We start from the raw sequence: 22,841 nt of genomic DNA on the forward strand, positions 1-22,841 counted from the left end.
ATCTTTTTAACCTTGGGTTTTGAACCTCTTCTGGTGATGCTCATGGAGAAGACGGTGGTTATCATAGGCGGTGGAGCGGCTGGAATGAGCGCCGCGTCTCGCGTTAAGAGGCTCAAACCCGAGTGGGACGTCAAGGTCTTCGAGGCAACGGAGTGGGTCAGCCACGCCCCCTGCGGCGTGCCCTACGTCGTTGAGGGCATCTCGCCGAAGGAGAAGCTCATGCACTATCCGCCCGAGGTCTTCATCAAGAAGAGGGGCATAGACCTTCACATGAGGGCGGAGGTCATTGAGGTTGACCAGGGGGCGGTCAGGGTCAGGGAACCCGATGGGGAGCACACCTACGGGTGGGACTACCTCGTCTTCGCCAACGGTGCTTCCCCCCAGGTTCCGGCCATAGATGGCTGCGGCCTTGAGGGGGTTTTCACCGCGGATCTTCCGCCCGACGCAGTCGCGATAAGGGAGTACATGGAAAAGCACGATGTCAGGAACGTTGCTGTCATTGGAACGGGCTACATAGCCCTTGAAATGGCCGAGGCCTTCGTCGCCCAGGGTAAGAACGTCACCCTCATCGGCAGAAGCGAGCGCATCCTCAGAAAGACGTTTGACGGGGAGATCACCGAGGTCGTTGAGGAGAAACTCAAAGCCCACCTCAACCTCCGCCTTCAGGAACTGACGATGCGCTTTGAGGGCGATGGAAAAGTCGAGAGAGTTATCACGGACGCCAATGAGTACCCCGCGGATATGGTGATCGTGGCGACTGGCATAAAGCCCAACACCGAGCTCGCGAGGGAGCTGGGGGTCAGGATTGGAGAGACCGGGGCCATCTGGACCAACGAGAGGATGGAAACCAGCGTCGAGAACGTCTACGCCGCCGGAGACGTTGCCGAGACGAGGCACCTGATAACCGGCAGGCGCGTCTGGATCCCGCTTGCCCCGCCAGGAAACAAGATGGGGTACGTTGCCGGAAGCAACATCGCCGGAAGGGACGTGGTCTTCCCGGGCGTTCTTGGAACGAGCATAACCAAGTTCCTTGACCTCGAAATAGGAAAAACCGGTCTAACCGAGGCGGAGGCCATCAGGGAGGGCTACGACGTCAGGACGGCCTTCATAAAAGCGGGCACGAAGCCACATTATTATCCTGGTTCGAAGCAGATATGGCTGAAGGGAGTGGTTGACAACGAGACGAACAGACTCCTCGGCGTTCAGGCCGTCGGCGCCGAGATACTGCCGAGAATAGACACCGCTGCAACGATGCTCACCGCGGGATTCACGACGAGGGATGCCTTCTTCACGGATCTGGCCTACGCACCGCCCTTCGCGCCAGTATGGGACCCGCTCATAGTCCTCGCCAGGGTTCTCAAGTTTTAACCCCCTTACTTTTTCAGAAGGGCGATGCTGGCCCCCAGCAGGAGCAGTCCCGCTCCAAATATTGGGGCGAAGCCGACGGTGGATGCGGCAAGGCCGCCGAGGGCGCTACCAGTAATGTACCCCGCCGAGCCCACGACGTTGTAGGTTCCCATCGCGCTGCCCTTCTCCTTTTCTCCGGCCCTCTCACTAACTATGGCAGTCGAGGAGATTCCGATGAAGGCCCAGGAGTAGCCCGCCAGGATGTAGGAGGCAAAGGCCAGCGGGAGCAGCGCTGGGGAGACCAGGGTCCCGAGCACCATTGCCGCGAAGGCCCCGGCGCGGAGGAGCAGTCCCCTTCTCAGCACTCCTTCCTTTCCGCCCCCCATCGCGGCCCCGACGCGGGTGTAGTTCATCGCCGAGACCGCGGAGTTGGCGATGAGCGCCAGGTACACGACCTCCCTAGTGTAGCCCTCGCTCGTGAGGAGCACCGGCATCTGGGGGAAGTAGAGGCCCGCCGAGATCCAGAAGAGCAGGAATGCTACGTAGAACCTCCCCAGGCCCTCCGGAAGGCTGAAGTTTGTGTGAAGTATGAAGCTGGGGAAGTAGCGGGCCTTCTCAACCACGTAGTTGCCGAACGCCTTGATGGAGCGTCTGTTGATGTATATCGGAGCCTCCCGTATCATCCGCTCCCCCATAAAGACCGAGGGCAGGCCCAGGATGGCGAAAGCGATAAACAGCTGGGGCATGGTCAGGAACCTCGACAGGCCGAAACCGAGGACTAGACCGAGGACCCACCCCCAGCCGCTTATCTCGTTGAACTTGCCGATGGCGTGGTCCCAGCTGTGCTTCCTGACGCTCCGTAGCACGAGCGCTATGGGGACCGATAGGGTGGAGGCGAGGAAGAATGCGTAGGCAGTGTTTACCGCGATGAGCTGGGCCGGGGTCTTCACGAAGGCCATCGCCGTGAGGAAGAGCGGAACGCTGGCAAAGCCGAGGAGTATGAACGGCTTTCTCCTCAGCATCCTGTCGCTCACCCTGCCCCAGAACAGTGCGCCTAGCATCGAGGCTAAGCTGGAGAGGGCGAAGGTCAATCCAACGGTTGAGGCGTTTCCCCCGAGTTCCAGGAGGTAGAGGCTAACCAGGGCGGAGCTTCCCCCGGTGGCCACCTTGAAGGGCACGAAGGAGTAGAACCATCCCGGCATCTTGGGGATGTAGCGGTAGCGGTTCGCTACCGATGCGTTCCTCACCGCGACGGCAACTCTCTGGCTCATTTTTCCACCTGAGGCCTCCCGGAGTTCGGTTTGGTTTAAAAAGATTCGTGATGCAGAAAATACCGTGATGTCCAGAACGGTTCATTCGGCGGGCTGGAATAGGGAAGGAAGAAGAAACCCTCATATTTCGAGGACGTATTTCCGGCTCTCGTCGGAGAAGCCCCTGAAGCAACCGAGCTTCAGCTGGAGTATCGCCCTTTCAACGTTCACGACCTTCATCGAGGCCACGTGGGTCACTCCGGTGCCCCTGAGGAACTCGGGGAGAACCTGTCCCGTGGGGCCGGTCAGGAGAAAAATCCTGGCGTTCTTTGCCCTGTCGAGGAGCATGTCCAGGGTTCCGTTGATCATGCAGGATGCGCTAGCCACCACGGCGTCCACCTCCGGCAGGAGCCAGTACTCCAGGGAATCGCTCAGCGTCTCCCTGTCCCAGAGCTTCGGGTTTCTCTCGAAGACGTAGAGCTTGAATCCCTTCTCCCGCAGGCCCCTGACTATCGGCGGCATATTCCCGATGACGGCTACCTTTTCGATGTCGCTATCGAGCAGTTCCACGGCGTCAATCCACTTCGCACTGCCGAAGTCGATGTAGTACTGCGAAACCGCGTTTATCGCAGCCAGACCGAGGGACCTCTCGATGATGTTGAGGCTGTCGGCCTTTTCAATGAACGCCTCCAGCGCGGGCTCCTCGATGGAGTTGTCGAATCTTCCTATCTCCTCGGGGAGGGTCATTGCAACGCCGAGGGCCTTGCCCTCAGGCCCCTCGACCAGAACCCAGGTGTAGGGCAGGCCGAAGGAGAAGTCCAGAACATTGAGCTCTTCATCGATGAGCCTCAGGGCCTTTTTCTTGAATTCGGTCAGTAGCATACGAACACCTCACTCTCCGGCTGTTAGTACCATGTTACCCTTACCTCTTCTGATTTTGAACCTTCCGTCTGGGCAAACCTTATACGCTTTTAGGTTAACCTAATTCCGGTGGTGACATGATAGCCTTCGGTCCGGTTCCATCGAGGAGACTTGGCAGGAGTCTCGGGATAAACAACATACCCGACAAGGTCTGCAGCTATGCATGCGTTTACTGCCAGATAGGCAGAACTTTGCGGATGGAGGTTGAAAGGAGAGCCTTTTACGATCCGGAGCTGATCTTCGAGGAGGTTTCGAGGAAGGTCGGGGAGGCTGAAGCGGCCGGGGAGAGGATAGACTACATCACCTTCGTTCCCGACGGGGAGCCGACGCTCGACGTAAACCTCTCCAAGGAGGTGGAGATGCTGAAAACCCTCGGAATACCCCTGGCGATACTCACGAACTCCTCGCTGATATGGCGCGAAGACGTCAGGGAGGAGCTTCTTGAGTTCGACTTCGTCTCGCTCAAGCTCGACGCGGTGAGCGAGCCCCTCTGGCGCAGGGTGGACAGACCGCACAAGAGCCTCAGCCTTGAGAAAATCCTCGAGGGTATGCTGACCTTTGCGGACGGCTTTGGGGGGAAGCTCGTCACCGAGACCATGCTGATAAACGTTGACTATGGTGACGAGCTCGAAAAGATTGCCGACTTTCTGGCGGAGCTCAAGCCGGACAAGGCCTATATAGGGATCCCCACGAGGCCCCCAGCAGAGAGATGGGTTGAACCAGCTGACGAAAGGACGATACACATGGCCTACCGGCTGTTTTCAGAGCGGCTCGGAGGGAATCGGGTTGAGTATCTCATAGGCTACGAGGGAAACGCCTTCGCCTCAACAGGGAACATCAGGGAAGACCTGCTGAGCATTACGGCAGTTCACCCGATGAGGGAGGAGGCCGTGAGGGAGCTCCTGAGAAAAGCAGGGGCTGACTGGGACGTGGTGGAGGAACTCCTCAGGGACGGAAAGCTGATCGAACTCGAATACGGGGGAAGGCGCTTCTACATGCGCGCCCTCCCGAGCAGGAGAAAACCTTAATTATTCGGGAAACTAGTTCATCGGGGAGGCCCATGTGCGAGTACACCTACGAGAACGGGCAGAAGTGCAGGCTGAAGCCCATCGAGGGCTCCGCCTACTGTCCCCTCCACATACCTTACGACGAGGGCGAGAGGCTTCTGGGGGATGAAATAAAACGGGTGAAGGAGGAGGCTTTTCTCAAAAGGCTCAATGCAGGCCAGACCTATTTTGAGGGCGTTTACCTCTACGATGTCAAAATAAGCGATTTCAAAGCCGAGAAGCCGATAGTCTTCAAAAACTCACAGGTCAGGACGATACTCTTCGACGGCGTTAACGTGCCGGGTGTGACCTTCTACAATTCCACCGTGGGCAGGCTGGTCGTCTTTGAGAGCGAGCTCGGAACGTTCACCGTTCACGGTTCCCACGTCTTCGGCCTGAACCTGCTCCGCGTTGGGTTCTCCAACTCGGTCTACATCAGGAATTCGAGCGTTCGCTACGTCATGATAAACTCGACCGAGTACACCGGCAAGGGGGAGGAGGGCGAGAGGGAGTACGGGGAGCGCAGAACCGCGACCGGGAGGATAGAGCTGAGCGACCTGAGTGAAGTCCGCAGGATTGGAATAAACGTCCGCTATCCCCTCCTGCGGAAGATCCTCGAGGAGCATGGAATAAAGCCATCCGAATCGCGCGAAAGGGCCGTTAAGGCCACCGCCCTCGTTCTCCGGAACATAGGCTTCGACCAGTCGGCGCGCTTCAAGAGGCAGGTCAGGCTGAGCGTGCGGAGATTCCACGGCAACCTCGTGCTCGAGAACCTCAACGTCTTCGGTCACGCCGAAATCCTTGGAAGCTGGCTCAGGAATCCCGAGTTCGTGCACACGAGGGTCATGGGCAACCTGATATTCCGGAAGGTATCCTTCCACGGCGACTTCGCCTGGAACTCCACGGTTCTGCCCAACATTCCTGTGGAACTCAACGTCGAGGGCTTCGTTGAGGTCGAGGATTGCAGGTTCAACAGCCACCGAGCGGCTGAGGTTCTCTACCGCCTCGCCAGGATAAGCTGGGAGCGGAACGGGGACTTCGAGAGGGCCGACCGGTACTACTATCTGGAGATGGTGGCCAAGAGAAACTCCCGGCTGAGCGGCAGGGGAAGGGGCATTAAAAGGCTCTTCATGAGGATGGAGGCGCTCTTCGAGTGGCTCTTCGCGGATTTGACCTGTAAATACGGCACCGACTGGAAGAGGCCAATACTGATATGGCTTGCGGCTGTTAACGTCTTCTTCCCCATCTTATTCTTCCTGACGCGGAGCGTCGAGGGCATCTCTGGGGCTATGGGCTTCCTCGACTACGAGTACTTCAGCGTTGTCACCGCGACGACCCTCGGCTACGGCGACTACCACCCGATAGGGATGGGCAGGGTAATAGCCTCCGTGGAAGCCCTGTTTGGCATGTTCATGTGGGCGGTTTTCCTGACTGTGTTCGCGAGGAGATACATGAGGTGAGAGGATGATAGGTCTTATAATCAATCCCATAGCCGGAATGGGCGGGAAGGTGGCACTGAAGGGCACAGACGGAGTCGTTGAGGAGGCCGTGAGGAGAGGAGCTAAGCCTATTGCCCAGGACCTTGTGAGGCTCTTTTTGGAGGAGCTTTCCCACTACGATGAGGCCGGTGGAATAAGGTTCATTACGGGCCCGGGCCCTTTAGGAGAAGACGTTCTCAAGGAGTTTGACTTTGAGTTCGGGGTGATACGACACAGGGAAATCCGCTACCGGGAGGTCGATGGGGCTAGGATACCGGACACAACATCGGACGATACCAGGGAGCTTGCGAGAAGGATGCGTGGGAAGGTTGACCTCCTCCTCTTTGCTGGCGGTGATGGGACGGCCAGGGATGTGGTTGAGGCAATCGATGAGAATCTCCCGATCCTTGGAATCCCAACGGGCGTTAAGATGTACTCGGGGGTTTTTGCATATTCCCCGGAAGACGCGGCAAGGGTTCTGGTGGATTTTCTCCACGGGCGCGCCAGGCTGGAGGAGCGTGAGGTGAGGGACATAGATGAAGACGCCTACCGCCACGACGAGGTTAAGGCAAGAACCTACGGGAAGGCCATCGTCCCGGTTGTCGAGACCCTTGTGCAGGGCAGCAAGGAGAGAATCCCCCTCAGCGAGGAAGACGAGCTTGAGGCGATCGCTGAAGCCGTCGCCGAGGAAATCCTGGAGAACGATGGAATATACTTCCTTGGCTCCGGTTCGACGGTGAAGAGGATAAAGGAGGGACTGGGAATAGAGGGAACCCTTCTCGGGGTGGACGTTGTTGAGGTGAAGGACGGCAAGGTCAGGCTCGTTGTCAAAGATGCCACAGAGGAAGACTTGCTCCGTTTTGCCGATAGAGAACCCAGGGTGGTTGTCACGGTTATAGGCGGCCTCGGGTTCCTCTTCGGGCGGGGCAATCAGCAGTTCTCGGCCGAGGTGTTGAGGAGGATTCCCAGGGAAAACATAACAGTCGTTGCCACCCCTTCCAAGCTCGAAAACGGCCCGCTCAGGGTTTACACTGGGAACAGGGAGGTGGATGAGAAGCTGCGCGGATACATGAAGGTCAGGGTGAGTCCCTGGATGGAGAGGATGGTGAGGGTCGTTTAGGCGAGTGAACTACCCCGTCCTTTCGGGCGGGGCTTCCTGCTTCATCGGGAAGACTTGCCCCGTGACGACAGCCTGATAGGGCACGAAACGGGGTAGAGGTCTTCCCTCCACAGGCAATCCGGGCCGTCCCAGCCCTTCATCCAAATATAGAACGAAGCGTTCAAATCCCTGTCCATCTCCAATTCAGACCCACACCTCGGGCACACAAAAACCCTGTCAGAAAGCCCCAACTCCTCAACGACGAACCCACAGCGGGAGCAAGTCCTCGAAGTGTGGGCAGGCTCAACGAAAACGACCCTCCGACCAGCCCTCCCAGCCTTGTCGGAGAGTATTCTAACGAATTCCTTCAAAGCCGAATCAAGGAAACGACGCTTGAACCCCTTGGAGGAGCCGTTTTCCACGATGTTTTTAGCGTCCAACTCCTCAAGGACTATGACGTCATAATTCCTGACGTAGTAGAGGGCGAGCTTGTGGAGGAAGTCCCTCCTCTGGTTGTAAAGCTTCTCATAAGCCTTCGCCAGCTTCACCCTTGCCTTCTCCAAGTTCTTTGAACCCTTTTGTTTCCTCGAAAGTTGCCGCTGGAGTTTCTTAATCCGCTCAAGGGATTTCTCCAAGAAGAGCGGGTTTTCAAAGGCGTTCCCATCGCTGTCGGTTGCGAAGTATCTAACACCCAAATCAATCCCTACAGTTCTCCCTGTTTCTGGAAGCGGTTCTGGTTCCTCCTCAACCTGAAAGATTGCGTACCACTTTCCGCTCCTCGTCCTCTTGATGATGACGCCCTTCACTTTGCCCTTAATCCTGCGGTGGAGCTTGATGGGGAATTCGCCAATTTTTGAGAGGTGCAGTCTCTTCCGCTCCTCATCGAGCTTGAAGCCGCTCTGGTTGTAGTTTAGAATCTTCCAGCTATTGGGCGAGGTTTTGTAGCGTAGTTTTCCGACTTTGTGGCCCCTTTTCTTGAGCTCGTTCAGGGCTTTCAGGTTTGACCAGAGCTGGTGGTTCACCATTTGGAGGACTTTCGAATACACGTTGTTGAGTTCGGGGTTTTCCTTCTTCAGCTCGACGATGAGTCTTTGAGTATCGTACTTCCGGAGACTTGGGTTCTCTCGCTTGGCCTTCAAGAGCTGGTTGTAGAGCCATCTGCACAGTTCCATGTGCTGGATCATTGTTTCTTGTTGGGTTTTTGATGGGTAAATGCGGAAGCGGTAGGAGGTTATCACTTCCTCTCACCTTGGCTTTCGACGTATGCCTTGAGAACGTCGAGTGTCACTTGGCCTGAAGTAGCGAGGAAGTATGAAGGCGACCAGAAAGCGTTCCTCCACAGTTTCTCCTTCACTTCGGGGAAGTTTCTGCGTATCTCCCGTGAGGTTATGGTCTTGAGGGCGTTGATGTATTTTGGTATGTTGAGGGTTGGTTTTGCCTTGAAGAGTATGTGAACGTGGTCTTGGTCGGTTTCTATGGCGAGGATTTCTACCTCGTGCGTTTCTGAGATTTCGTGGATTTTCTGTTTTAGGAAATCTATTATTCTGTCGTCTGTAAAGACTCTTTTCCTGTATTTAACGACTAAAATTAGGTGGTAGTACAGTGCGTAAACTGAGTGGGCTCCTTTGTCGAGTTTGTATTTCATAGTTATCCCATATTCGCTATAACTATGGAAGTTATTTAAGGGTTTCGGGCTCTCATCCCCTCCCTTTCGGAAAGGGACTTCCCGCCCGATTGGTTAAAGAACCAGAAGCCGTTTATAGAACCTCTCCCTATTCTCAATCGGTGAACCGCATGAAGTACAGCCGTATAGCGGTTAGGCTCTTTGAGAGGGAGGGTGAGGATACCTTCTACGACCCCGTTTACCACGGCAGGACTCTCAAGGTCTTTGGAATGGATGAGTGGCCTGGAAAGGCGCTGAAATACTTCGCGGATAGGTACCGGGAGATTGACTACGGGGTCGTTATCTTCGACACGGAGGGAGACTTCCCGGAGGAGGGCTTTGAAACCATCATCAGGGTGAAGGACGGAGGGGAAACCGGCCTCGACCCCATAGCCCTCGCGGGGAAGGGCCTTCTCGACGGCTACACAGCTGCAACGATAGTCCAGACCGTTTACGGACTCGACAGAACCCTGACGGACAGGCTCTACGCCGATTTCCTTGCCGGGAAGGTGAAGAGCGTTCCCGAGGCAGCGAAGTCGGACGGAAAATACGCGGAGGTTATCCGGGAAAGCTACACACCTTTGGACGAGGCCTTCTACTCCGGAAAACCTCCTGAGTTCGGAAAGAATATCCTGGTGGAGCTGGGGGAGACCTACAGCATAACCCTCGCGGGCATAGCTTTCCTAGTGGTGAGTGCCGTGGTCAGGCACAGACGGAACACCATGATAGGCGTCAACGATGCGGCCGTTTTAGCCTACACCACGGCGGGCGGTGCGGCCATACCTTTGATAACGAGGCCTATACGGGCGAGGGTGACGGTTCTAGCAACCCAGTACGCGATAGACTCGATAATGAATCTGGCCGGCCCGAGCCTGGTTCTCTACCACGACCCGGACACCCAGAGCGTCATCTACGAGACGAACGGCGTCCCGCCGGGCCCGATGAGGAAGCACGTCCACAAGGGGGAGGCGGCCTTCATCTACCGCACTCCGGAGACGATAAACGTGGAGTGGGGAGAGTTCCTCCCCTAACTTCTCAAACTTTTCATCAGCTCCTCCATGACGCCGAGGAAGGTCTCAACTTCTTCGAGGCTGTTGTAGACGTGGAACGAGGCTCTAACCGTACCGTTTATTCCGAGCCTCTTCATGACGGGCAGAGCACAGTGGTGGCCGCTCCTCACCATGATGTTGTGGTTGTCGAGGACCGCGGCAACGTCGTGGGGGTGAAGGCCGGGGACGTTGAAGCTCACCACACCGGCATGCTTCCTCAGGTTCCTCGGCCCGTACCACGGCACTTCAAGCTCATCGAGGCCCTCTGTTATTCTCTTGACTAGCTTGTGCTCCTGTCTTTCGATCTTGTCTACCCCTATTTTCTCGATGTACCTTATTCCTGCGGCGAGGCCTATTGCACCGCCTATGTTTGGTGTCCCCGCCTCGAACCTTTCCGGCGGCTCGGTCAGCTTGTAGCCCTCCAGTCCAACGTCCTCTATCGTTCCCCCGCCTATCAGTGGAGGCTCAAAAGCCTCAAAGAACTCCTCGTTGATGTAGAGAACGCCTATGCCAGTTGGTCCCATCGGCCCCTTGTGGCCGGAAAGCCCCAGGAAATCCGCTTGGAGCTTCCTCACGTCCACCTCCATATGGCCGGCGCTCTGGGCGGCATCGACGACGAATATCGCTCCAGCTTCTTTGGCCATCTTGCCGAGCTCCTCGACCTCGTGGATAACTCCGAGGGCGTTGGAGACGTGCTGAACAGCGACCAGCTTCGCGCCCTTAATCTTCTTCTCCGCGTCGCTCAAATCTAGGTTGCCCTCGTCGTCGCCTTCTATGTACTCAAGCTTGAGGCCGAGCTTTTTCGCTAACCTCTGCCAGGGGAGCAGATCAGAGTGGTGCTCGTAGGGGGTCGTCACTATCCTGTCGCCGGGCTTGAATATGCCCTCCAGACCGAGGGCAACCAGATTGAGGCTCTCGCTGGTGTTCTTGGTGAAGACTATCTCCTCGAACTTGGCGTTGAGGAAATCTGCAACCACCTTTCTGCTCTCCTCGTACTTGTGGGTCGCCATCTGGGAGAGCCTGTGTATTCCCCTGTGGACGTTGGCGCGGTACCTGAGGTAGTACTCGTCCATCGCCTCTATAACAGGCTTCGGCGTGAGTGAAGTGGCCGTGTTGTCGAAGTATATGACCTCCTCGGTCAGCGGAATGTCCTTCCTAACATCCTCAGGAATTTTCATGAAATCACCTCCAGAACTCCAGCGCAGTCGTATATTATTCGAGCGAGCTCCTCGCCCTTCTTTGAGTCCTCGAGGAGCTTGATTATTATCTTGCCACTTGGATAGACACTCGTCTCGTAGCCATCCATCTCAAGGATCAGCATCATGCCCGGCAGGAGCTTCTTCACGGTGTAACCCTTCTCCCTCAGGCACTGGGCAGTTCTCGTCAGGTCTATCTTCACCTGGCGCTCCCAAGAATAGCCGCTTATGACGACTCCCTTCATCGTTACGCAGGGCTTTGCGATTATCATCTTCCCCACCGGTTCGAAATTGGAAAAAGAGCCTTATACGGCTTTCCCAAACCGAAGGTTAAGGACAAAAGTGGGAATCAGGAAAAGGGCTCAGCAGACCCTCGGAACCGGGTCTCCGGCCGGCGGCTCAAGGAAGCGTTTTCCTCCTATTCCCGTCTCGACCAGAACTTTACCTCTGTAGTCCCCTATGACCTCACCTATTACCGCCGCGTTCCTACCCTTCTCAGTGCGCCTCATAGCTTCCAGCGCTTCCTCCGCGTGCTCCCTTGGAACGACCATGACGACCTTGCCCTCGTTGGCGACATCGAAGGGGCTTATTCCGAGCATGTCGCTCGCGGCCCTGACCTCCGGCCTGACGGGGACATCTGCCTCCCTTATGAGTATGCCCACGTTGGCCTTCCTCGCCATCTCGTTGAGGGCGTTGCTCAAGCCACCCCTGGTTGGGTCCTTCATCGCATGAACCTTCTCCCAGCCTATTGCTTTGGCTACCGCCTCAACGACCTCCCATATAGGGGCAACGTCACTCTCAAGCTCGGTCTCGAAGGCTATGCCTTCCCTATGGCTCATCAAAGCTATCCCGTGGTCGCCAACGGTGCCGCTGACGAGAACGACGTCGCCAACTTTCGCCCCGGCGTCGCTCACCGGCCTCTCGGCGATTCCGATTCCTGCCGTTATGACAAAGATACCTATCCCGTCCTCGACGACCTTGGTGTCACCGGTGACTATGGGAACGGGCACCTCCTTGGCGGTCTCGTCCATTGAGCGGAGGATTCTCTTCAGGTCTTCCCCGTCGAAGCCTTCGCCAATTATCATGGAGTTGGCTAGGGCGAGGGGCTTTGCTCCCATAACTGCTAGATCGTTCACCGTCCCGCTGACGGCCAATCTACCAATGTCTCCGCCCGGGAAGAAGAGCGGCCTGACCGTGTGGCCGTCTATCGTGAAGACGATGTGCTTATCGCCAAAGGGTATCGTTGCCCCGTCGTCAAGGGCGTCTAAGCCTATCCCCCCGGCCGATTTTAGGCTCAGGTTTTTGAGTATAACGTCCCTCAGGAGCTCTTCCATTATCTCTCCGCCTGCCCCGTGTTCGAGCTTTATCTTCTCAACCATACTCATTCCTCCAAAAAGCCTTTGAATGAGAGGTAACGCCTCGTGAATTCAAGGAACTCCTCGGCGTGCTTAATCTGTTGCAGGGATGTTTCCTCAGGGATGTCGTTCATCACAGAGTAGTCACCTACCTGCCTCACCTCAAAGGCAAGCGTGATGTAGGTAAAGAACTTGTGGGGAACTTCGCCGGTCTTCACGAACTCCCTTCCGAGGAGGGCTATAACAGCGGAATGCTTCGAAACGCTTATCCCCTTCGTTAGCAGAATGGCCTCAGCGCAGTAGAACATGGTATAATAAGCCCTTGAAACCGCGAAGTCGTACATGCCACTCTCGTGGAGTGTTCTTGCCGCTTCGAGACTTCTCTCTGCCTTATTAATCATCAAAGGAATTCTCTCTTTCATATCCTGACCCCCTCGGTATTAACGTTCCATATCAACGGGTCGCTCGACATTTTGGGGTTCTCAACGTATGGAATCAGTGAGAACACAACACCGTACTTCAGAACCAATTCCGCCGAAAGCTCGCCAATTCTTTCAAGTTTCTCGACGCTCGGCCAGTTCTTGACCACCACCAGAACATCAACGTCGCTGTCTTCCCTCGCCTCTCCCCTCGCGTAGGAGCCGAAGAGGATGACCTCCACCAAGTCATCGCCGAGAATTTCTTGCAGGCTGGACTTTACCTCGCGCAGGATCTTTTCCAGTTCTTCTCTCTGGATTACGGGCATCACTCACACCCATCTAATGATTGCCTTTTTCTGGTTAAATCCTTTCCCTTTACAGCATCAGGTCCTCCCTCGTGAGGTATCCCTCGAGGTAAAGTCCGCCGAGGAAGGCCTGGCCGACGTTTATCCCGTTATCGCCGCGCGGAACCTCGTGGGTCGTGTGGAAGCTCAAGCCGGCGGCCTCAACGATCTTTCTGGCGGTCTTGACTATCAGCTCGTTGAAGGCGACGCCGCCGCTTATTCCAACGTTCTTGACCCCGAACTCCTTAGCTTTCTCCACGGCGGTTTCTGCGAAGGCCCTTCCGAGGGCGAGGTGGAGGGAGTAGGCTATGTCCGCCGGGCTGGCTGTGTCGATGACGTCGAGTGCCTGGGCAAAGAGCTCTTCCACCCTTATCAGCTCTCCCTCAACGGGAACCTCAAACTTCAGATCGTTCTTCCCGCGCATCGCGAAGCTCTCCAGCTTCATCGCCGGCTCGCCTTCGTAGTGCCTTCTGTACGCCACGTTGAGGAGAACAGAGAATGCATCCAGCACCCTGCCGGTTGAGGAGGCGTAGCCCGTGTTGACCTCCTTTGCCAGCTGGGTAAGTATTACCTCGAACTCCACCTTTCCGTAGCGGAGGCTCTCGATGGCCTTCGGGCAGCATCTCTCTATTATCCCCTCGAGCTCATCTATGCTGTAAACCTTGCTCAGAATACCCATCAGGGCCCTTAGCGGGTAGTAACTGGCCAAATCTCCGCCCGGGAGCGGGTAGTAGTCTATGTGGGCCAATCTCTCAACGTCCTCGTAGCTCAGGTATATTACCTCGCCGCCCCAGGTGTTTCCATCCGTCCCGTAGCCGACGCCGTCAACGGCTATGCCTATCATCTCGTCCAGCTTCCGCTCGGCCATGACGCTCGCTATGTGTGCGTAGTGGTGCTGCACCTGGAGGAACTCCACGTTCAGCTCGTTGGCCATCTCCATGGCCAGCTTTGTCGTGTTGTAGCTCGGGTGCAGGTCGGCTATTATGAGGTCGAACCCGTCCACGCGGAGGATTCTCTTGAAGTGTTCTATGGCCTCTCCCATGAACTCGAGGACTTCGACCTTCGAGGTGTTCCCGATGTACTGGCTGGGGTAAACCTTCCCGTTTTTGGCGACGCCGAAGGCGTTGAGAAGCTCCGCCCCGACGGCCAAGCCGCGGTAGTTGAAGGGTATCTCTACGGGCAGCGGCACGAAGCCGCGGGAGCGCCTTATCACCGCCCTCCTTCCGTTGACGAACCTGATGACGCTGTCATCCGCGCGGTTGAGTATCTTCCTGTTGTGGAGGAGGAAGTAGTCCGCGACATCCTTCAGCTCCTCGAAGGCCCGGTCGTTGTCCTTGACCATCGGCATTCCCGGGTAGTTCGCAGAGGTCATGACGTAGACTTTGCTTTTGCTCCAGTGGAAGAGTATGTAATGCGTTCCCGCGTAGGGGAGCATGACGCCTATGGTGTGAAGTCCCGGCGCGAGGTTCTCCGGCAGGGGAAACGGCTCCTTCTTGCGGAGCGTTACTATTGGCCTCCTGTAGGAGGTCAGCTCCTCGAGTTCCTCTCTGCTTAAGAAGGAGAACTCCTCAATCGTCTCGACGTCCTTCGCCATTATCGCGAAGGGCTTCTGGGGTCTGTGGGTTCTCCTCCTCAGCTCCGCAACAGCTTCCTCGTTGGTGGCGTCACAGGCGAGGTGTATTCCACCGATCCCCTTGATGGCGACGATGTAGCCCTTGTCTATCAGCTCCGCCGCCTTTTTCAGCGGGTCGCCGATGATTTCATCTCCATCATTCGTGTAGAGCCGGTAGCTCGGCCCGCAGACCGGACAGCAGACGGGTTCCGCATGGTAGCGCCTGTTGAGAGGATCCCTGTACTCGCTCTCGCAGTAGTCGCACATCGGGAACTCTCTCATCGTGGTGTTGATTCTATCGTAGGGCAGATCCTCGATGATTGTAAACCTGGGCCCACAGTTGGTGCAGACGATGAAGGGATACATATAGCGCTTGTCCGTCGGGTCAAAGAGCTCCCTCAGACAGTCTTCACAGATGGCTATATCGGGCGGGATTATCGAGTCCCCGCCTTCCCCGCCCTGGGAGCTCTTCTCGATGTAGAAGCGGTCGAAGCCCTGGGGTGGAAGCTCCCTCTTTCTTATTGTCTCTATCCGCGCGAGTGGGGGAAGCTTCTCCCTGAGGTCTCGCAGAAAAGACTCTACCTCCTCCTCCCTGCCCTCGACGACTATCTCAACCCCCGCATCGCCGAGGTTCTTGACGTAGCCCCTCAGGTTGTTTTCATGGGCGATTCTGTAGACGAAGGGCCGAAATCCGACGGCCTGAACGATGCCCTGAACGTGAAGCCGGTAAGCCTTCATTCCTCTCACCGGTTTCTTCTTGGTAATCCGGGCCTTTATAGGTTTCTAAAACCAAAAGTTAAAAACCGGGGAGGAGTTTTCAACCTTTGGTGTCAGAACAAAGCTCCGTACTTGTAGAAGATGCTGCAGGTTCCTTCGTATGAGACCATGCACGGCCCTATTGGGCTCCGCGGCGTGCATGTCTTGCCGAAGTGCGGGCACTGGGGAGGCAGCGCCAGACCGCGAAGGATGGCGCCGCAGATGCAGCCCTTTTCGAGGTCTGGAAGCTTTGGAACCTCCGGGTCGTAGTACGTCCTTATCTCCAGCTCTTTCCATTCCTTCTTCAGCTCAAGCCCGCTTTCGGGTATGGTTCCGAGGGCGCGCCACCTGGCGTCGGTGACGTCGAAGAACTTATCGATAAGCCTCTGAGCCGTTACGTTGCCCTCGTACTTGACAACCCTCGTGTACTCGTTGAGTATCTTCACCTCGCCGTTCTTAACCATCCGTATGAGGAGCAGAATAGCCATCAGCATGTCCACGGGCTCGAAGCCCGCTATGACCTGCGGTATGCCGTAGTCGGTCGTTATGTACTCCCAGCCTCTAACGCCTATTATCGTTGAGACGTGACCCGGGTCTATGAGCCCGTGGAAGCGCGTTCCGGCCTTCACGAGGGCCTCAACGGCTGGGGGAGTTAGGCGGTGGACGGAGTATATCTTGAAGTTTTCAAGCCCCTCCTCCACGACGGCGTTCAGCATTCCAGCGGCTGGGGCAGTAGTCGTCTCAAAGCCGGGACTGAAGTGCACGACAGTTCTGTCGGGGTTCTCCTTGGCAATCCTGTAGGTGTCGAATATGGAATAGACGACCCTGACATCGTAGCCCTCGCTCTTGAGGTCCGCAAAGCTTCCAAGGGGAGTTGGGATTTTGTACATGTCCCCGAAGGTGGTCAGGATTATCCTATCTCCCTCCGCGTAGGCCTCCTTCATTATCTCGCGCATCTTGACGATGTCCTCGACGGGGGTTATGCAGACAGGACAGCCCGGCCCGCTGACTATCTTGACGTTCTCCGGCAAAAGCGAGCGTATTCCGGAGCGGGTTACGGTATCCTCGTGCGTCCCGCAGACGTGCATGAAGCGGAGCTCATCGAGACCCTTCGCCTCCTCGCGTATCTTCCTCACGACCTTCTGGGCCAGCTCCCTGTCCTTGAAGGCGTTCAGGACGTCGGTCACGTTCATCCCTCCAATGCCCGCTCGACCTCTGCCCACGCCTCGAGTATCTCCAGTGCCCTCTTCTCGTCGAGCCTCTCTATCGCGAAGCCCGTGTGAACTATGACGTAGTTCCCAACCTCGACGTTCGGAAGCAAATCCAGGCGAACCTCCCGCCTCACGCCTCCAAAATCTACAACCGCGGTTTTTCCGTCGATTTCGATGATCTTTCCCGGAATCGCTAAGCACATTTCCCTCACCTGTGATTAGTTCGCGGCCGCCTTTTTAGGGGTTTTTTAAACCTCTGGTTTTCAACCACCTCCGAGGGCCCCGGCCAGCGATTCTGCGAGTGTTTTCGCCCGTTCGATTATAATCTCGCTCGGCTCTTGGAAGAGGCCCAGAACGGCCGGCTGGCAGCCGATGAGGACGAACTCCGCGTTGAGGCGTGTCTTCAGGTAGCCCACCAGAACCTTGAGCGGCAGGCTGTGGGTCGAGACGGCCTCGCCGAGGGTTCCCTCCGGATCGGCGACTATGACTTCCCCGTGCTCCCCGCCGAAGTCAACGGCATCGACGAAGATAACCAGGTCGGGCTTGAAGTTGGTTATTTTTCCGGTGTAGCTCTCCGGAACCTCGCCGCAGTTCAGAACGAGGACGTTTGGGCTATTCACGAGTTCTTTCAGCCTCTCGGCGACGATGACGCCGAAGGCATCGTCCCCCCTAACATCGTTACCTATGCCACAGACGACGACCCGCTTGGCCTTCCTGAGGAGTTCGGGGAGCTCCATAATTCATTCCTCCATCCGCTGAATGATAAAATCCAAAACCTGTTTCGCGATTTTTATCGCTTCCTCCGCCAGTTCTTTTGGTACGGTGTGGTAACCGGGATATCTGACTTCGACGGCAAAGTCCGAGAGATAGTGAGCCCCGAGGTTATAGAGCTCCTCAAAAGAGGGGTCTATTTCCTTACACCTTTCAATGAGGTACGCTATGTCGTGGGTTCTTACCAGCGGTTTATCATTTTTAAGAAGGAATGCCTTCAGGAACTTCTCAACGGCCTGCTGGGCGTGAAATGCAGCGTAGTCCGGAATATCGTTCTCCACTGCGAGTTCGGCTAACTTGAGGTCGTCTTCTCCCTTTCGTATCCAATCGAGGTAGCTCATACGGGGATACCCTCCCGAAGGGCGTAGTAGTAGATGTACTCCTTTGAGTCCCTGAGCCTTTCAAGCTCCTCTTTGGATACAACGAGGATGTCCATGGCGAGGCCCTTCTTTGCCAGCCTCTTCCTTATTTCTCCAGTAAGATGCAGTCTTTTTTTCCATTCCACCCTGCCATCTGTGACGAGCAGAATATCCCAGTCACTGCCTTCTTTAGCGGTGCCCTTGGCCCTTGACCCAAAGAGTATTATCTCAACTACACCGACTCCCTGCTCCCCGCAGACGTTAATAACTGTATCATGGATCAGCTTCCGCACTTCCACACTTCCACCCATTAAGCTTTGTTATGAAGAAAAGAAAAACCCTTCGCTAAATCTCCTCCACGACTTTCCTTATCCTCTCTGCGAAATTCGTCTTTAACAGTTCGTCCGGCTTTCCTATCTTCCCTTCCAAGTCTCTGTACAGCGGTATGCCGGCCAGATATGGCACGTCGAACCTCTTAGCCAGCTCCTCTATGTCCTTTTCCTCGTCCAGCTTGAGGTTCTCGATAATTCCGAGGATTCTGTGTTCCCTCTCCCCCAGCAGGGTCAAAAGCTTCTCAACGACGTTAATGGAGAGCTTTGACGGCGTTGCAACGACGAGGAACTCGCCTCTCTTGAGGAACCTCAGCACGTCGAGGAACTGGTCGCCGAGGCCGGGCGGCATGTCTATGATGAGGTAGTCCAGCTCGTCCCAGCGCGTTATGGCGAGGAGCTCTATGAGGGCGTCGCTTATCTCCATGCCCCTCATGGGCGTCGGCTTGTCCTCGGAGTAGTAGACGATGCTCATGAACTTTATCCCGTGAACCGTCGGCGGGATTACGCCGTACTCCTCCTCCGGGAACTCCTCCGGCTCGAAGCCGAGGATAACGTGGTCGCTTGCGCCGTGGAAGTCGAGGTCGAGCAGGCCGACCTTGTGGCCCTTCTCGGCTAAAACGAGGGCGAGAGTGGTCGAAACCAGCGACTTTCCAACCCCGCCCTTTCCGCTGACAACGGGGATTATGCGCTTCACCTTCTCAAGGCGAGCCTCTATGCCCTTGACGCGCGGGTCTATGCTTATCATGCCTCCCCCTCCTTCTCGATCTTTATGCCGCTTATGTAAACTCCCCTACCCTTGACCACCTCGAAGTCCCTGCTTCCGCACTTCGGACAGGCGAGGAAGGCGTGAACGACCTCGGGAATGAAGTGTATGTCCTCCTTTATGCGCTCGTCGAAGCTTCCCTTCACTTCCTTCAGTTTCCACTCGTGGCCGCAGTCGCGGCACTTGAAGACCGCCTCTTCTTCGATGAACTCTATCTCCGCTCCCTCTCCAATGGTCCCCTTGAGGAGCTCCTTCATCGCGAACTCGACTATCTCGGCGTTGACGTCCTGAAGTTCTCCCAGGACAACCTGAACGGCAAGGAGCTTCGACGCGCCTTCCTTTTCGGCGTAATCCAGAGCGGTTCTAACTATACCATCGGCGAGTGCCCACTCGTGCATCCCAATCCCTCCGTTTAGATTTTGTTCCCGGACGCTTAAAAATGGGCGGGTTTCAAACCTTGGGTTTTATTGCTTCCCATTCCCTGAGCTTCCACGCGAGAACCGCGAAGGTGGCCACGCCGAGGAGGGCCTCCCCCCTCACGCCGTTGAGCTCAAGGATCATGTCGTAAGGAACGAACCAGAAGGCCAGGAAGCCAAGGACGAGAGCGTACTTTCTCTTTTCGTCCAGGCGGGCCGGCGTGGAGTAAAAGTGGAGGGCCACCAGGAGTCCGAGGATGGAGGGCACAACGGGGTGCACTGGGGAGTGTGGGAAGGCCGTGAATATAAAGAACAACGCGAAGGAAACTCCGAAACCATAGACGAAGGGATGTCCCCTCGGAATGCTGCGCTTGAAGATGGCCTCCCTTTTTACCCGCCTTGCGAGGAACAGCAGGAGTGCCGTGAGGACGATGGTGAGGGAATACTGGACTGCGGGCGGACGGTATGGGGCGAGGAACGTGAAGAAAGCCGCTCCGGACACAATAAATGAGGCAGATGCGAGCGCAGTTCCTCTTTTTCCAAGAAGCCGTTCTTCCTCGAACTCCGGGTAGAGGGCATCTACCACCATTATCGGAACCGCTATGCTCATCAGGGAGTGGAATATCGTCAGCCACACCGCCCAAATCGTGTTAACTCCCCAGGCTCTTCCATAAACACCCAAGATACCCAAATCCGGCCACTCCGGATTGAACCACGACTTTATGACGAGCCCCTCCTCCACGATGCCGTAGACGAAGCCGAGGAGCATGAGCCTCAGGTAGTTCCTCCCCCACCGAACCCACGCCTCGCGGGCGAGGAGAACACCTGCACCGTAGTAGGCCCACAGGAACGGAAACGAGAGGGGGTTCGTGAGGACCTCAAGCGGTGGAGTCGAACCGCTGAGCACCTCGGCGAAGAAGGGGAGAGTAACGAAAGTAAGAGAGCAACTTTGATAGTCTTTTCCATGGTGGAATATTCGCTTCATTTGGCTTTATGTTTTGTCCCCACCAACTTCACCGTTTTTATCCCCGTGACCAGCCATATCACTAAGAGGAGCCAGTAGAGGAGGAAGCCGAAGTTAACGATGGCGTTTATCTCGAAGGCTGTTCCAACGTTGAAGGTGGCACTGACGTAGGCGCCGAGGGGGAATATGAACGCCCACCAGGCGAGGCTGTAGGGGAGGTTGAGCTTCCTGACGTAGTGGAGCGTCATCAGGATCGCCATGACGAGCCACCATACGCCGAAGCCCCAGAAGAGCAGACCGAAGACTAAGAACGGCTCCTTCACCGTTATGAAATCGCTCGCCTTGACCAGAGCGTAGAGGGTGCTCGTCCCCGCTCCGATGGGGCCCAGGTTTATCCATATTGACGGGGCTATTCCGCAGGGCATCGGCTCGTGGCGGATGAATCGGAGCATCACCAGCGCGAACAGGGCCAGGTAGAGGAAGAAGCCGGAGCCCCAGGCGAAGACGTTGATGAGGGCCATGATTTCCCTCGCCGTTCCGCTCGTCAGCGTCATCAGCTTGGCGCCGCTTATCGGGATGACTATCAGACCCACGGGCGGGATGAACCACGCCGGTGTTATGGCCTTGGTGTCAATTCCCTCGCAGGTGAAGAAGAGGTACGGGATGAGGAACGCGAAGAATATCGTCAGCGGGACGCCTGCCAGCCAGAAGGCCCACGCGAGCGTGGTGTTTCCGAATATCATCAGGTAGTCAGCCGAGAGGATCAGCATAGCTATCGCGATGGTGCCGTAGAAGTTGCCGAGCACAGGATGGTGGAGGTCTCTGAGGGCGTCTTCTCTGTATTCCATCCATCTCAGAACCCAGGGCACCAGCAGAACGAAGAACAAAACCGTGTTGAGGTAGGTCAGGAGCTCGGCGAAGTTTCCGAGGGGCGGGAGTTTCCATGAGTAAGCCTTGCTCACGAGGGCCAGGGCGCCGGTTCCCATAACGCTCGCGAACCAGCTCGGCGCGAAGTCTTTGATTCCCATACGACCACCAAATTAAATGAAAAAAATTTCATTTAAAAATTTTTTTACTGGTGTTTCGTCGCCTCTATTCTCTCCCTCCAGTGGGAGTCGACCTCAAGAACCTGGTGTATGAAGGCCTCAACGACGTCTTTGACCCTTCCGTAGGCCCCGGTGACGACGGTGATGCCAAGGCTCTCGAAGTATGCCATGGCCTTTCTGCCCATTCCGTAGGCAAGCACGACTTCCCCGCCGTGGTCCTTCACGAAGTTTGGAATGTCTCCAGGGCCGTGCTCCTCGAAGGGAACCTCGACGACTTCGGCGCCCTTGATGGTGCCATCATCAACCTCAACGAACGCGAAATATTTAGCCCGGCCGAAGTGCTCGCAGACCTCGCTCTCCAGCCCTCTCTCGTCCTTCAGGGGAACCGCGATTCTCATGGAACCACCACTATTATGAAAAGACCTTCACATATAAAGCTTGTGCATATGCACACTAGTTCCGGGAGAAGATAAAAGGGGAATCAGAGCTCCGCTTCGCCGAGGAACTCCAGGAGGTCGAGCAGGCGCTGGTCCTTGACCTTTTCCAGGGCTTTGCTCGCCTCCTCTCCCTCTATTTTGCCGTCCTTGTAAAGTGCTATGGCCTTCACCGCCTCAAAGAAGTCGCTCAGCTCAGGGAGCGCCCTGGCGAACATGTCCATGTGAAGGTAAACCGTCTCGAAATCGTCTTCGAGCATCAGCTGCCAGAGGATATCCATCAGTGATCCGAAGGCCACGTCCTCGTAGTCCGAGCCCCTGGCGTTGACGAGGGCGTAGAGACACTCCTGCAAAGCGGCCTCGTAGTTCTCGTCCTCCTCGAATATTTCCTCGAAGCTCAGGTGTATCTCCACGAGAAGGTCTTTTTTGTCCTCCGCCAGCGGGAGCAGTCCTGCAAGCATGGCCTTTGCCTCGTAGGTCTCACCCGCCTCGAATACCACGTAGGCCCTGTGTATGTCTATTCTGAGAATCTCCTCCTCTTTTCCGAGTTCTTTGTAGATGTCCTTTGCTTTCTCCATCAGCTCGATTGCCTTTTCGTACTCCTGAAGCTCCTCGTGGATGAGGGCCATGCTGTAATACACCTTCGCCACGTTCTCTTTGTTGCCCCTTGCGGTTTCCTCTTCCAGGAGGGAGCGGTGGAGGTCGAAGCTCTTCTCAAGCTCTCCGATGAGGTAGTACAGATCCGCCAGCTCGAACTTAATCTCAAAGGTGTCTTCCTCTTCGACCAGCTTCTCAAACTCGCTCAGCTTGTCCACACCGAGGAGTTCGTGGAAGTAGTAAACGGTGAGCTTGTACAGTTCGAAATCACCACACTCCAGGGCGAGCTTTTCGGCCTTTTCGAGGACATCCTTAAGCTCCTCGTCGCCCAGCTCGTCAACCCTGTGGTACAGAAGGTCTGCGACCTTTTTGCAGTCCTTTTCCTCGATTGCCTTCAGAATCTCCTCCATATC

The 22,841-nt window shown here is 56.1% G+C and carries 26 protein-coding genes; 5 read left to right on the forward strand and 21 right to left on the reverse strand.

The window, feature by feature from the left end; all coding sequences use genetic code 11:
• Positions 1–42 precede the first annotated feature (42 nt).
• Positions 43–1,368: a CoA-disulfide reductase gene (gene cdr, locus FH039_RS03805; RefSeq protein WP_139681624.1), complete on the forward strand. Its 1,326-nt coding sequence runs from the start codon at positions 43–45 to the stop codon at positions 1,366–1,368.
• A 5-nt stretch (positions 1,369–1,373) separates the two neighbouring features.
• On the opposite strand, the gene FH039_RS03810 is transcribed toward cdr, so the two are convergent.
• Both FH039_RS03810 and FH039_RS03815 read right to left on the reverse strand, forming a co-directional pair.
• A complete protein-coding gene (locus FH039_RS03810) occupies positions 1,374–2,618 on the reverse strand; it encodes an MFS transporter (RefSeq protein ID WP_139680267.1) in 1,245 nt (414 codons plus the stop codon).
• A gap of 120 nt (positions 2,619–2,738) precedes the next feature.
• On the reverse strand, positions 2,739–3,479 hold the full coding sequence (locus FH039_RS03815) for a Rossmann-like domain-containing protein (RefSeq protein ID WP_139680268.1): 741 nt from the start codon (positions 3,477–3,479) through the stop codon (positions 2,739–2,741).
• 116 nt (positions 3,480–3,595) lie between these two features.
• Here FH039_RS03815 and FH039_RS03820 point away from each other — a divergent pair, with 116 nt between their 5' ends.
• From FH039_RS03820 to FH039_RS03830, 3 genes are read left to right on the forward strand one after another with little or no spacing between them, the layout of a single operon-like run.
• Complete coding sequence (locus tag FH039_RS03820; RefSeq protein WP_139680269.1) at positions 3,596–4,546, forward strand: radical SAM protein; 951 nt, start codon at positions 3,596–3,598, stop codon at positions 4,544–4,546.
• Positions 4,547–4,578: 32 nt separating this feature from the next.
• Positions 4,579–6,024, forward strand: coding sequence for a potassium channel family protein (locus FH039_RS03825; protein ID WP_139680270.1), 1,446 nt, complete (start codon positions 4,579–4,581; stop codon positions 6,022–6,024).
• A gap of 4 nt (positions 6,025–6,028) precedes the next feature.
• Positions 6,029–7,162: an ATP-NAD kinase family protein gene (locus tag FH039_RS03830; RefSeq protein ID WP_139680271.1), complete on the forward strand. Its 1,134-nt coding sequence runs from the start codon at positions 6,029–6,031 to the stop codon at positions 7,160–7,162.
• Positions 7,163–7,203: 41 nt separating this feature from the next.
• Here the strand turns inward: FH039_RS03830 and FH039_RS03835 are convergent, their stop codons facing one another.
• Both FH039_RS03835 and tnpA read right to left on the reverse strand, forming a co-directional pair.
• The gene (locus FH039_RS03835; protein ID WP_394344280.1) at positions 7,204–8,325 is read right to left on the reverse strand and encodes an RNA-guided endonuclease InsQ/TnpB family protein; all 1,122 of its coding nucleotides are present in this window, start codon (positions 8,323–8,325) and stop codon (positions 7,204–7,206) included.
• A 50-nt stretch (positions 8,326–8,375) separates the two neighbouring features.
• Positions 8,376–8,786 carry an IS200/IS605 family transposase gene (gene tnpA, locus FH039_RS03840; protein ID WP_139680272.1) on the reverse strand — a complete coding sequence of 137 codons (411 nt, stop codon included), beginning with the start codon at positions 8,784–8,786 and terminating at the stop codon, positions 8,376–8,378.
• Positions 8,787–8,935: 149 nt separating this feature from the next.
• Between tnpA and FH039_RS03845 the strand changes: the two genes are divergently transcribed.
• On the forward strand, positions 8,936–9,835 hold the full coding sequence (locus FH039_RS03845; RefSeq protein WP_139681626.1) for a hypothetical protein: 900 nt from the start codon (positions 8,936–8,938) through the stop codon (positions 9,833–9,835).
• Here FH039_RS03845 and FH039_RS03850 read toward each other — a convergent pair.
• The 17 genes from FH039_RS03850 to FH039_RS03930 form a co-directional block, all read right to left on the reverse strand.
• The gene (locus tag FH039_RS03850; protein ID WP_139680273.1) at positions 9,832–11,031 is read right to left on the reverse strand and encodes a cysteine desulfurase; all 1,200 of its coding nucleotides are present in this window, start codon (positions 11,029–11,031) and stop codon (positions 9,832–9,834) included. The two genes, FH039_RS03845 and FH039_RS03850, sit on opposite strands and share 4 nt — an antisense overlap.
• Positions 11,028–11,321, reverse strand: a complete 294-nt coding sequence (locus tag FH039_RS03855) for a hypothetical protein (RefSeq protein ID WP_139681627.1) — start codon at positions 11,319–11,321, stop codon at positions 11,028–11,030. Before FH039_RS03855 ends, FH039_RS03850 begins: the two co-directional genes overlap by 4 nt.
• Positions 11,322–11,411: 90 nt before the next feature.
• Positions 11,412–12,428 (reverse strand): hydrogenase expression/formation protein HypE, encoded by a 1,017-nt coding sequence (gene hypE, locus FH039_RS03860; protein ID WP_139680274.1) that lies wholly within the window; start codon positions 12,426–12,428, stop codon positions 11,412–11,414.
• A gap of 2 nt (positions 12,429–12,430) precedes the next feature.
• Positions 12,431–12,826 carry a HEPN domain-containing protein gene (locus tag FH039_RS03865; protein ID WP_240703271.1) on the reverse strand — a complete coding sequence of 132 codons (396 nt, stop codon included), beginning with the start codon at positions 12,824–12,826 and terminating at the stop codon, positions 12,431–12,433.
• The gene (locus FH039_RS03870; RefSeq protein WP_139680275.1) at positions 12,823–13,149 is read right to left on the reverse strand and encodes a nucleotidyltransferase domain-containing protein; all 327 of its coding nucleotides are present in this window, start codon (positions 13,147–13,149) and stop codon (positions 12,823–12,825) included. Before FH039_RS03870 ends, FH039_RS03865 begins: the two co-directional genes overlap by 4 nt.
• Before the next feature lie 49 nt (positions 13,150–13,198).
• Positions 13,199–15,517 (reverse strand): carbamoyltransferase HypF, encoded by a 2,319-nt coding sequence (gene hypF, locus FH039_RS03875; protein ID WP_139681629.1) that lies wholly within the window; start codon positions 15,515–15,517, stop codon positions 13,199–13,201.
• 92 nt (positions 15,518–15,609) lie between these two features.
• Positions 15,610–16,728, reverse strand: a complete 1,119-nt coding sequence (gene hypD / locus FH039_RS03880; protein WP_139680276.1) for a hydrogenase formation protein HypD — start codon at positions 16,726–16,728, stop codon at positions 15,610–15,612.
• Complete coding sequence (locus FH039_RS03885) at positions 16,725–16,949, reverse strand: HypC/HybG/HupF family hydrogenase formation chaperone (RefSeq protein ID WP_139681630.1); 225 nt, start codon at positions 16,947–16,949, stop codon at positions 16,725–16,727. The genes hypD and FH039_RS03885 overlap by 4 nt, the downstream gene beginning before the upstream one ends.
• A 60-nt stretch (positions 16,950–17,009) precedes the next feature.
• On the reverse strand, positions 17,010–17,483 hold the full coding sequence (locus FH039_RS03890) for a hydrogenase 3 maturation endopeptidase HyCI (RefSeq protein ID WP_206206164.1): 474 nt from the start codon (positions 17,481–17,483) through the stop codon (positions 17,010–17,012).
• 3 nt (positions 17,484–17,486) lie between these two features.
• Positions 17,487–17,858 (reverse strand): HEPN domain-containing protein, encoded by a 372-nt coding sequence (locus FH039_RS03895; protein WP_139680278.1) that lies wholly within the window; start codon positions 17,856–17,858, stop codon positions 17,487–17,489.
• A complete protein-coding gene (locus FH039_RS03900) occupies positions 17,855–18,175 on the reverse strand; it encodes a nucleotidyltransferase domain-containing protein (RefSeq protein WP_240703272.1) in 321 nt (106 codons plus the stop codon). The genes FH039_RS03895 and FH039_RS03900 overlap by 4 nt, the downstream gene beginning before the upstream one ends.
• A 46-nt stretch (positions 18,176–18,221) precedes the next feature.
• Complete coding sequence (locus tag FH039_RS03905) at positions 18,222–18,953, reverse strand: Mrp/NBP35 family ATP-binding protein (protein ID WP_139680280.1); 732 nt, start codon at positions 18,951–18,953, stop codon at positions 18,222–18,224.
• The gene (gene hypA, locus FH039_RS03910) at positions 18,950–19,369 is read right to left on the reverse strand and encodes a hydrogenase nickel incorporation protein HypA (protein WP_139680281.1); all 420 of its coding nucleotides are present in this window, start codon (positions 19,367–19,369) and stop codon (positions 18,950–18,952) included. The genes FH039_RS03905 and hypA overlap by 4 nt, the downstream gene beginning before the upstream one ends.
• A gap of 52 nt (positions 19,370–19,421) precedes the next feature.
• Complete coding sequence (locus tag FH039_RS03915) at positions 19,422–20,294, reverse strand: hypothetical protein (protein WP_240703273.1); 873 nt, start codon at positions 20,292–20,294, stop codon at positions 19,422–19,424.
• 74 nt (positions 20,295–20,368) lie between these two features.
• Positions 20,369–21,379, reverse strand: coding sequence for a TDT family transporter (gene tdt / locus FH039_RS03920; protein ID WP_139680282.1), 1,011 nt, complete (start codon positions 21,377–21,379; stop codon positions 20,369–20,371).
• A gap of 44 nt (positions 21,380–21,423) precedes the next feature.
• Entirely contained in the window at positions 21,424–21,795 is a 372-nt protein-coding gene (locus FH039_RS03925) for a NifB/NifX family molybdenum-iron cluster-binding protein (RefSeq protein ID WP_139680283.1), read from the reverse strand.
• An 83-nt stretch (positions 21,796–21,878) separates the two neighbouring features.
• Complete coding sequence (locus tag FH039_RS03930) at positions 21,879–22,838, reverse strand: tetratricopeptide repeat protein (RefSeq protein ID WP_139680284.1); 960 nt, start codon at positions 22,836–22,838, stop codon at positions 21,879–21,881.
• Positions 22,839–22,841 lie beyond the last annotated feature (3 nt).

The sequence above is a fragment of the Thermococcus indicus genome, assembly GCF_006274605.1.
GTDB classification, from domain to species: Archaea; Methanobacteriota_B; Thermococci; order Thermococcales; family Thermococcaceae; genus Thermococcus; species Thermococcus indicus.

Coding starts and splice junctions, on each gene's coding strand:
- FH039_RS03870 (WP_139680275.1), bottom strand. CDS start 13,149: ATGCCCGTAATCCAGAGAGAAGAACTGGAAAAGATCCTGCGCGAGGTA.
- hypA (WP_139680281.1), bottom strand. CDS start 19,369: ATGCACGAGTGGGCACTCGCCGATGGTATAGTTAGAACCGCTCTGGAT.
- FH039_RS03815 (WP_139680268.1), bottom strand. CDS start 3,479: ATGCTACTGACCGAATTCAAGAAAAAGGCCCTGAGGCTCATCGATGAA.
- tnpA (WP_139680272.1), bottom strand. CDS start 8,786: ATGAAATACAAACTCGACAAAGGAGCCCACTCAGTTTACGCACTGTAC.
- FH039_RS03865 (WP_240703271.1), bottom strand. CDS start 12,826: ATGAAAGAGAGAATTCCTTTGATGATTAATAAGGCAGAGAGAAGTCTC.
- hypF (WP_139681629.1), bottom strand. CDS start 15,517: ATGAAGGCTTACCGGCTTCACGTTCAGGGCATCGTTCAGGCCGTCGGA.
- FH039_RS03835 (WP_394344280.1), bottom strand. CDS start 8,325: ATGATCCAGCACATGGAACTGTGCAGATGGCTCTACAACCAGCTCTTG.
- FH039_RS03885 (WP_139681630.1), bottom strand. CDS start 16,949: ATGTGCTTAGCGATTCCGGGAAAGATCATCGAAATCGACGGAAAAACC.
- FH039_RS03810 (WP_139680267.1), bottom strand. CDS start 2,618: ATGAGCCAGAGAGTTGCCGTCGCGGTGAGGAACGCATCGGTAGCGAAC.
- FH039_RS03930 (WP_139680284.1), bottom strand. CDS start 22,838: ATGGAGGAGATTCTGAAGGCAATCGAGGAAAAGGACTGCAAAAAGGTC.
- FH039_RS03845 (WP_139681626.1), top strand. CDS start 8,936: ATGAAGTACAGCCGTATAGCGGTTAGGCTCTTTGAGAGGGAGGGTGAG.
- FH039_RS03895 (WP_139680278.1), bottom strand. CDS start 17,858: ATGAGCTACCTCGATTGGATACGAAAGGGAGAAGACGACCTCAAGTTA.
- tdt (WP_139680282.1), bottom strand. CDS start 21,379: ATGGGAATCAAAGACTTCGCGCCGAGCTGGTTCGCGAGCGTTATGGGA.
- FH039_RS03905 (WP_139680280.1), bottom strand. CDS start 18,953: ATGATAAGCATAGACCCGCGCGTCAAGGGCATAGAGGCTCGCCTTGAG.
- FH039_RS03890 (WP_206206164.1), bottom strand. CDS start 17,483: ATGGAGCTCCCCGAACTCCTCAGGAAGGCCAAGCGGGTCGTCGTCTGT.
- FH039_RS03820 (WP_139680269.1), top strand. CDS start 3,596: ATGATAGCCTTCGGTCCGGTTCCATCGAGGAGACTTGGCAGGAGTCTC.
- hypD (WP_139680276.1), bottom strand. CDS start 16,728: ATGAACGTGACCGACGTCCTGAACGCCTTCAAGGACAGGGAGCTGGCC.
- cdr (WP_139681624.1), top strand. CDS start 43: ATGGAGAAGACGGTGGTTATCATAGGCGGTGGAGCGGCTGGAATGAGC.
- FH039_RS03855 (WP_139681627.1), bottom strand. CDS start 11,321: ATGATAATCGCAAAGCCCTGCGTAACGATGAAGGGAGTCGTCATAAGC.
- FH039_RS03825 (WP_139680270.1), top strand. CDS start 4,579: ATGTGCGAGTACACCTACGAGAACGGGCAGAAGTGCAGGCTGAAGCCC.
- hypE (WP_139680274.1), bottom strand. CDS start 12,428: ATGGTTGAGAAGATAAAGCTCGAACACGGGGCAGGCGGAGAGATAATG.
- FH039_RS03830 (WP_139680271.1), top strand. CDS start 6,029: ATGATAGGTCTTATAATCAATCCCATAGCCGGAATGGGCGGGAAGGTG.
- FH039_RS03925 (WP_139680283.1), bottom strand. CDS start 21,795: ATGAGAATCGCGGTTCCCCTGAAGGACGAGAGAGGGCTGGAGAGCGAG.
- FH039_RS03850 (WP_139680273.1), bottom strand. CDS start 11,031: ATGAAAATTCCTGAGGATGTTAGGAAGGACATTCCGCTGACCGAGGAG.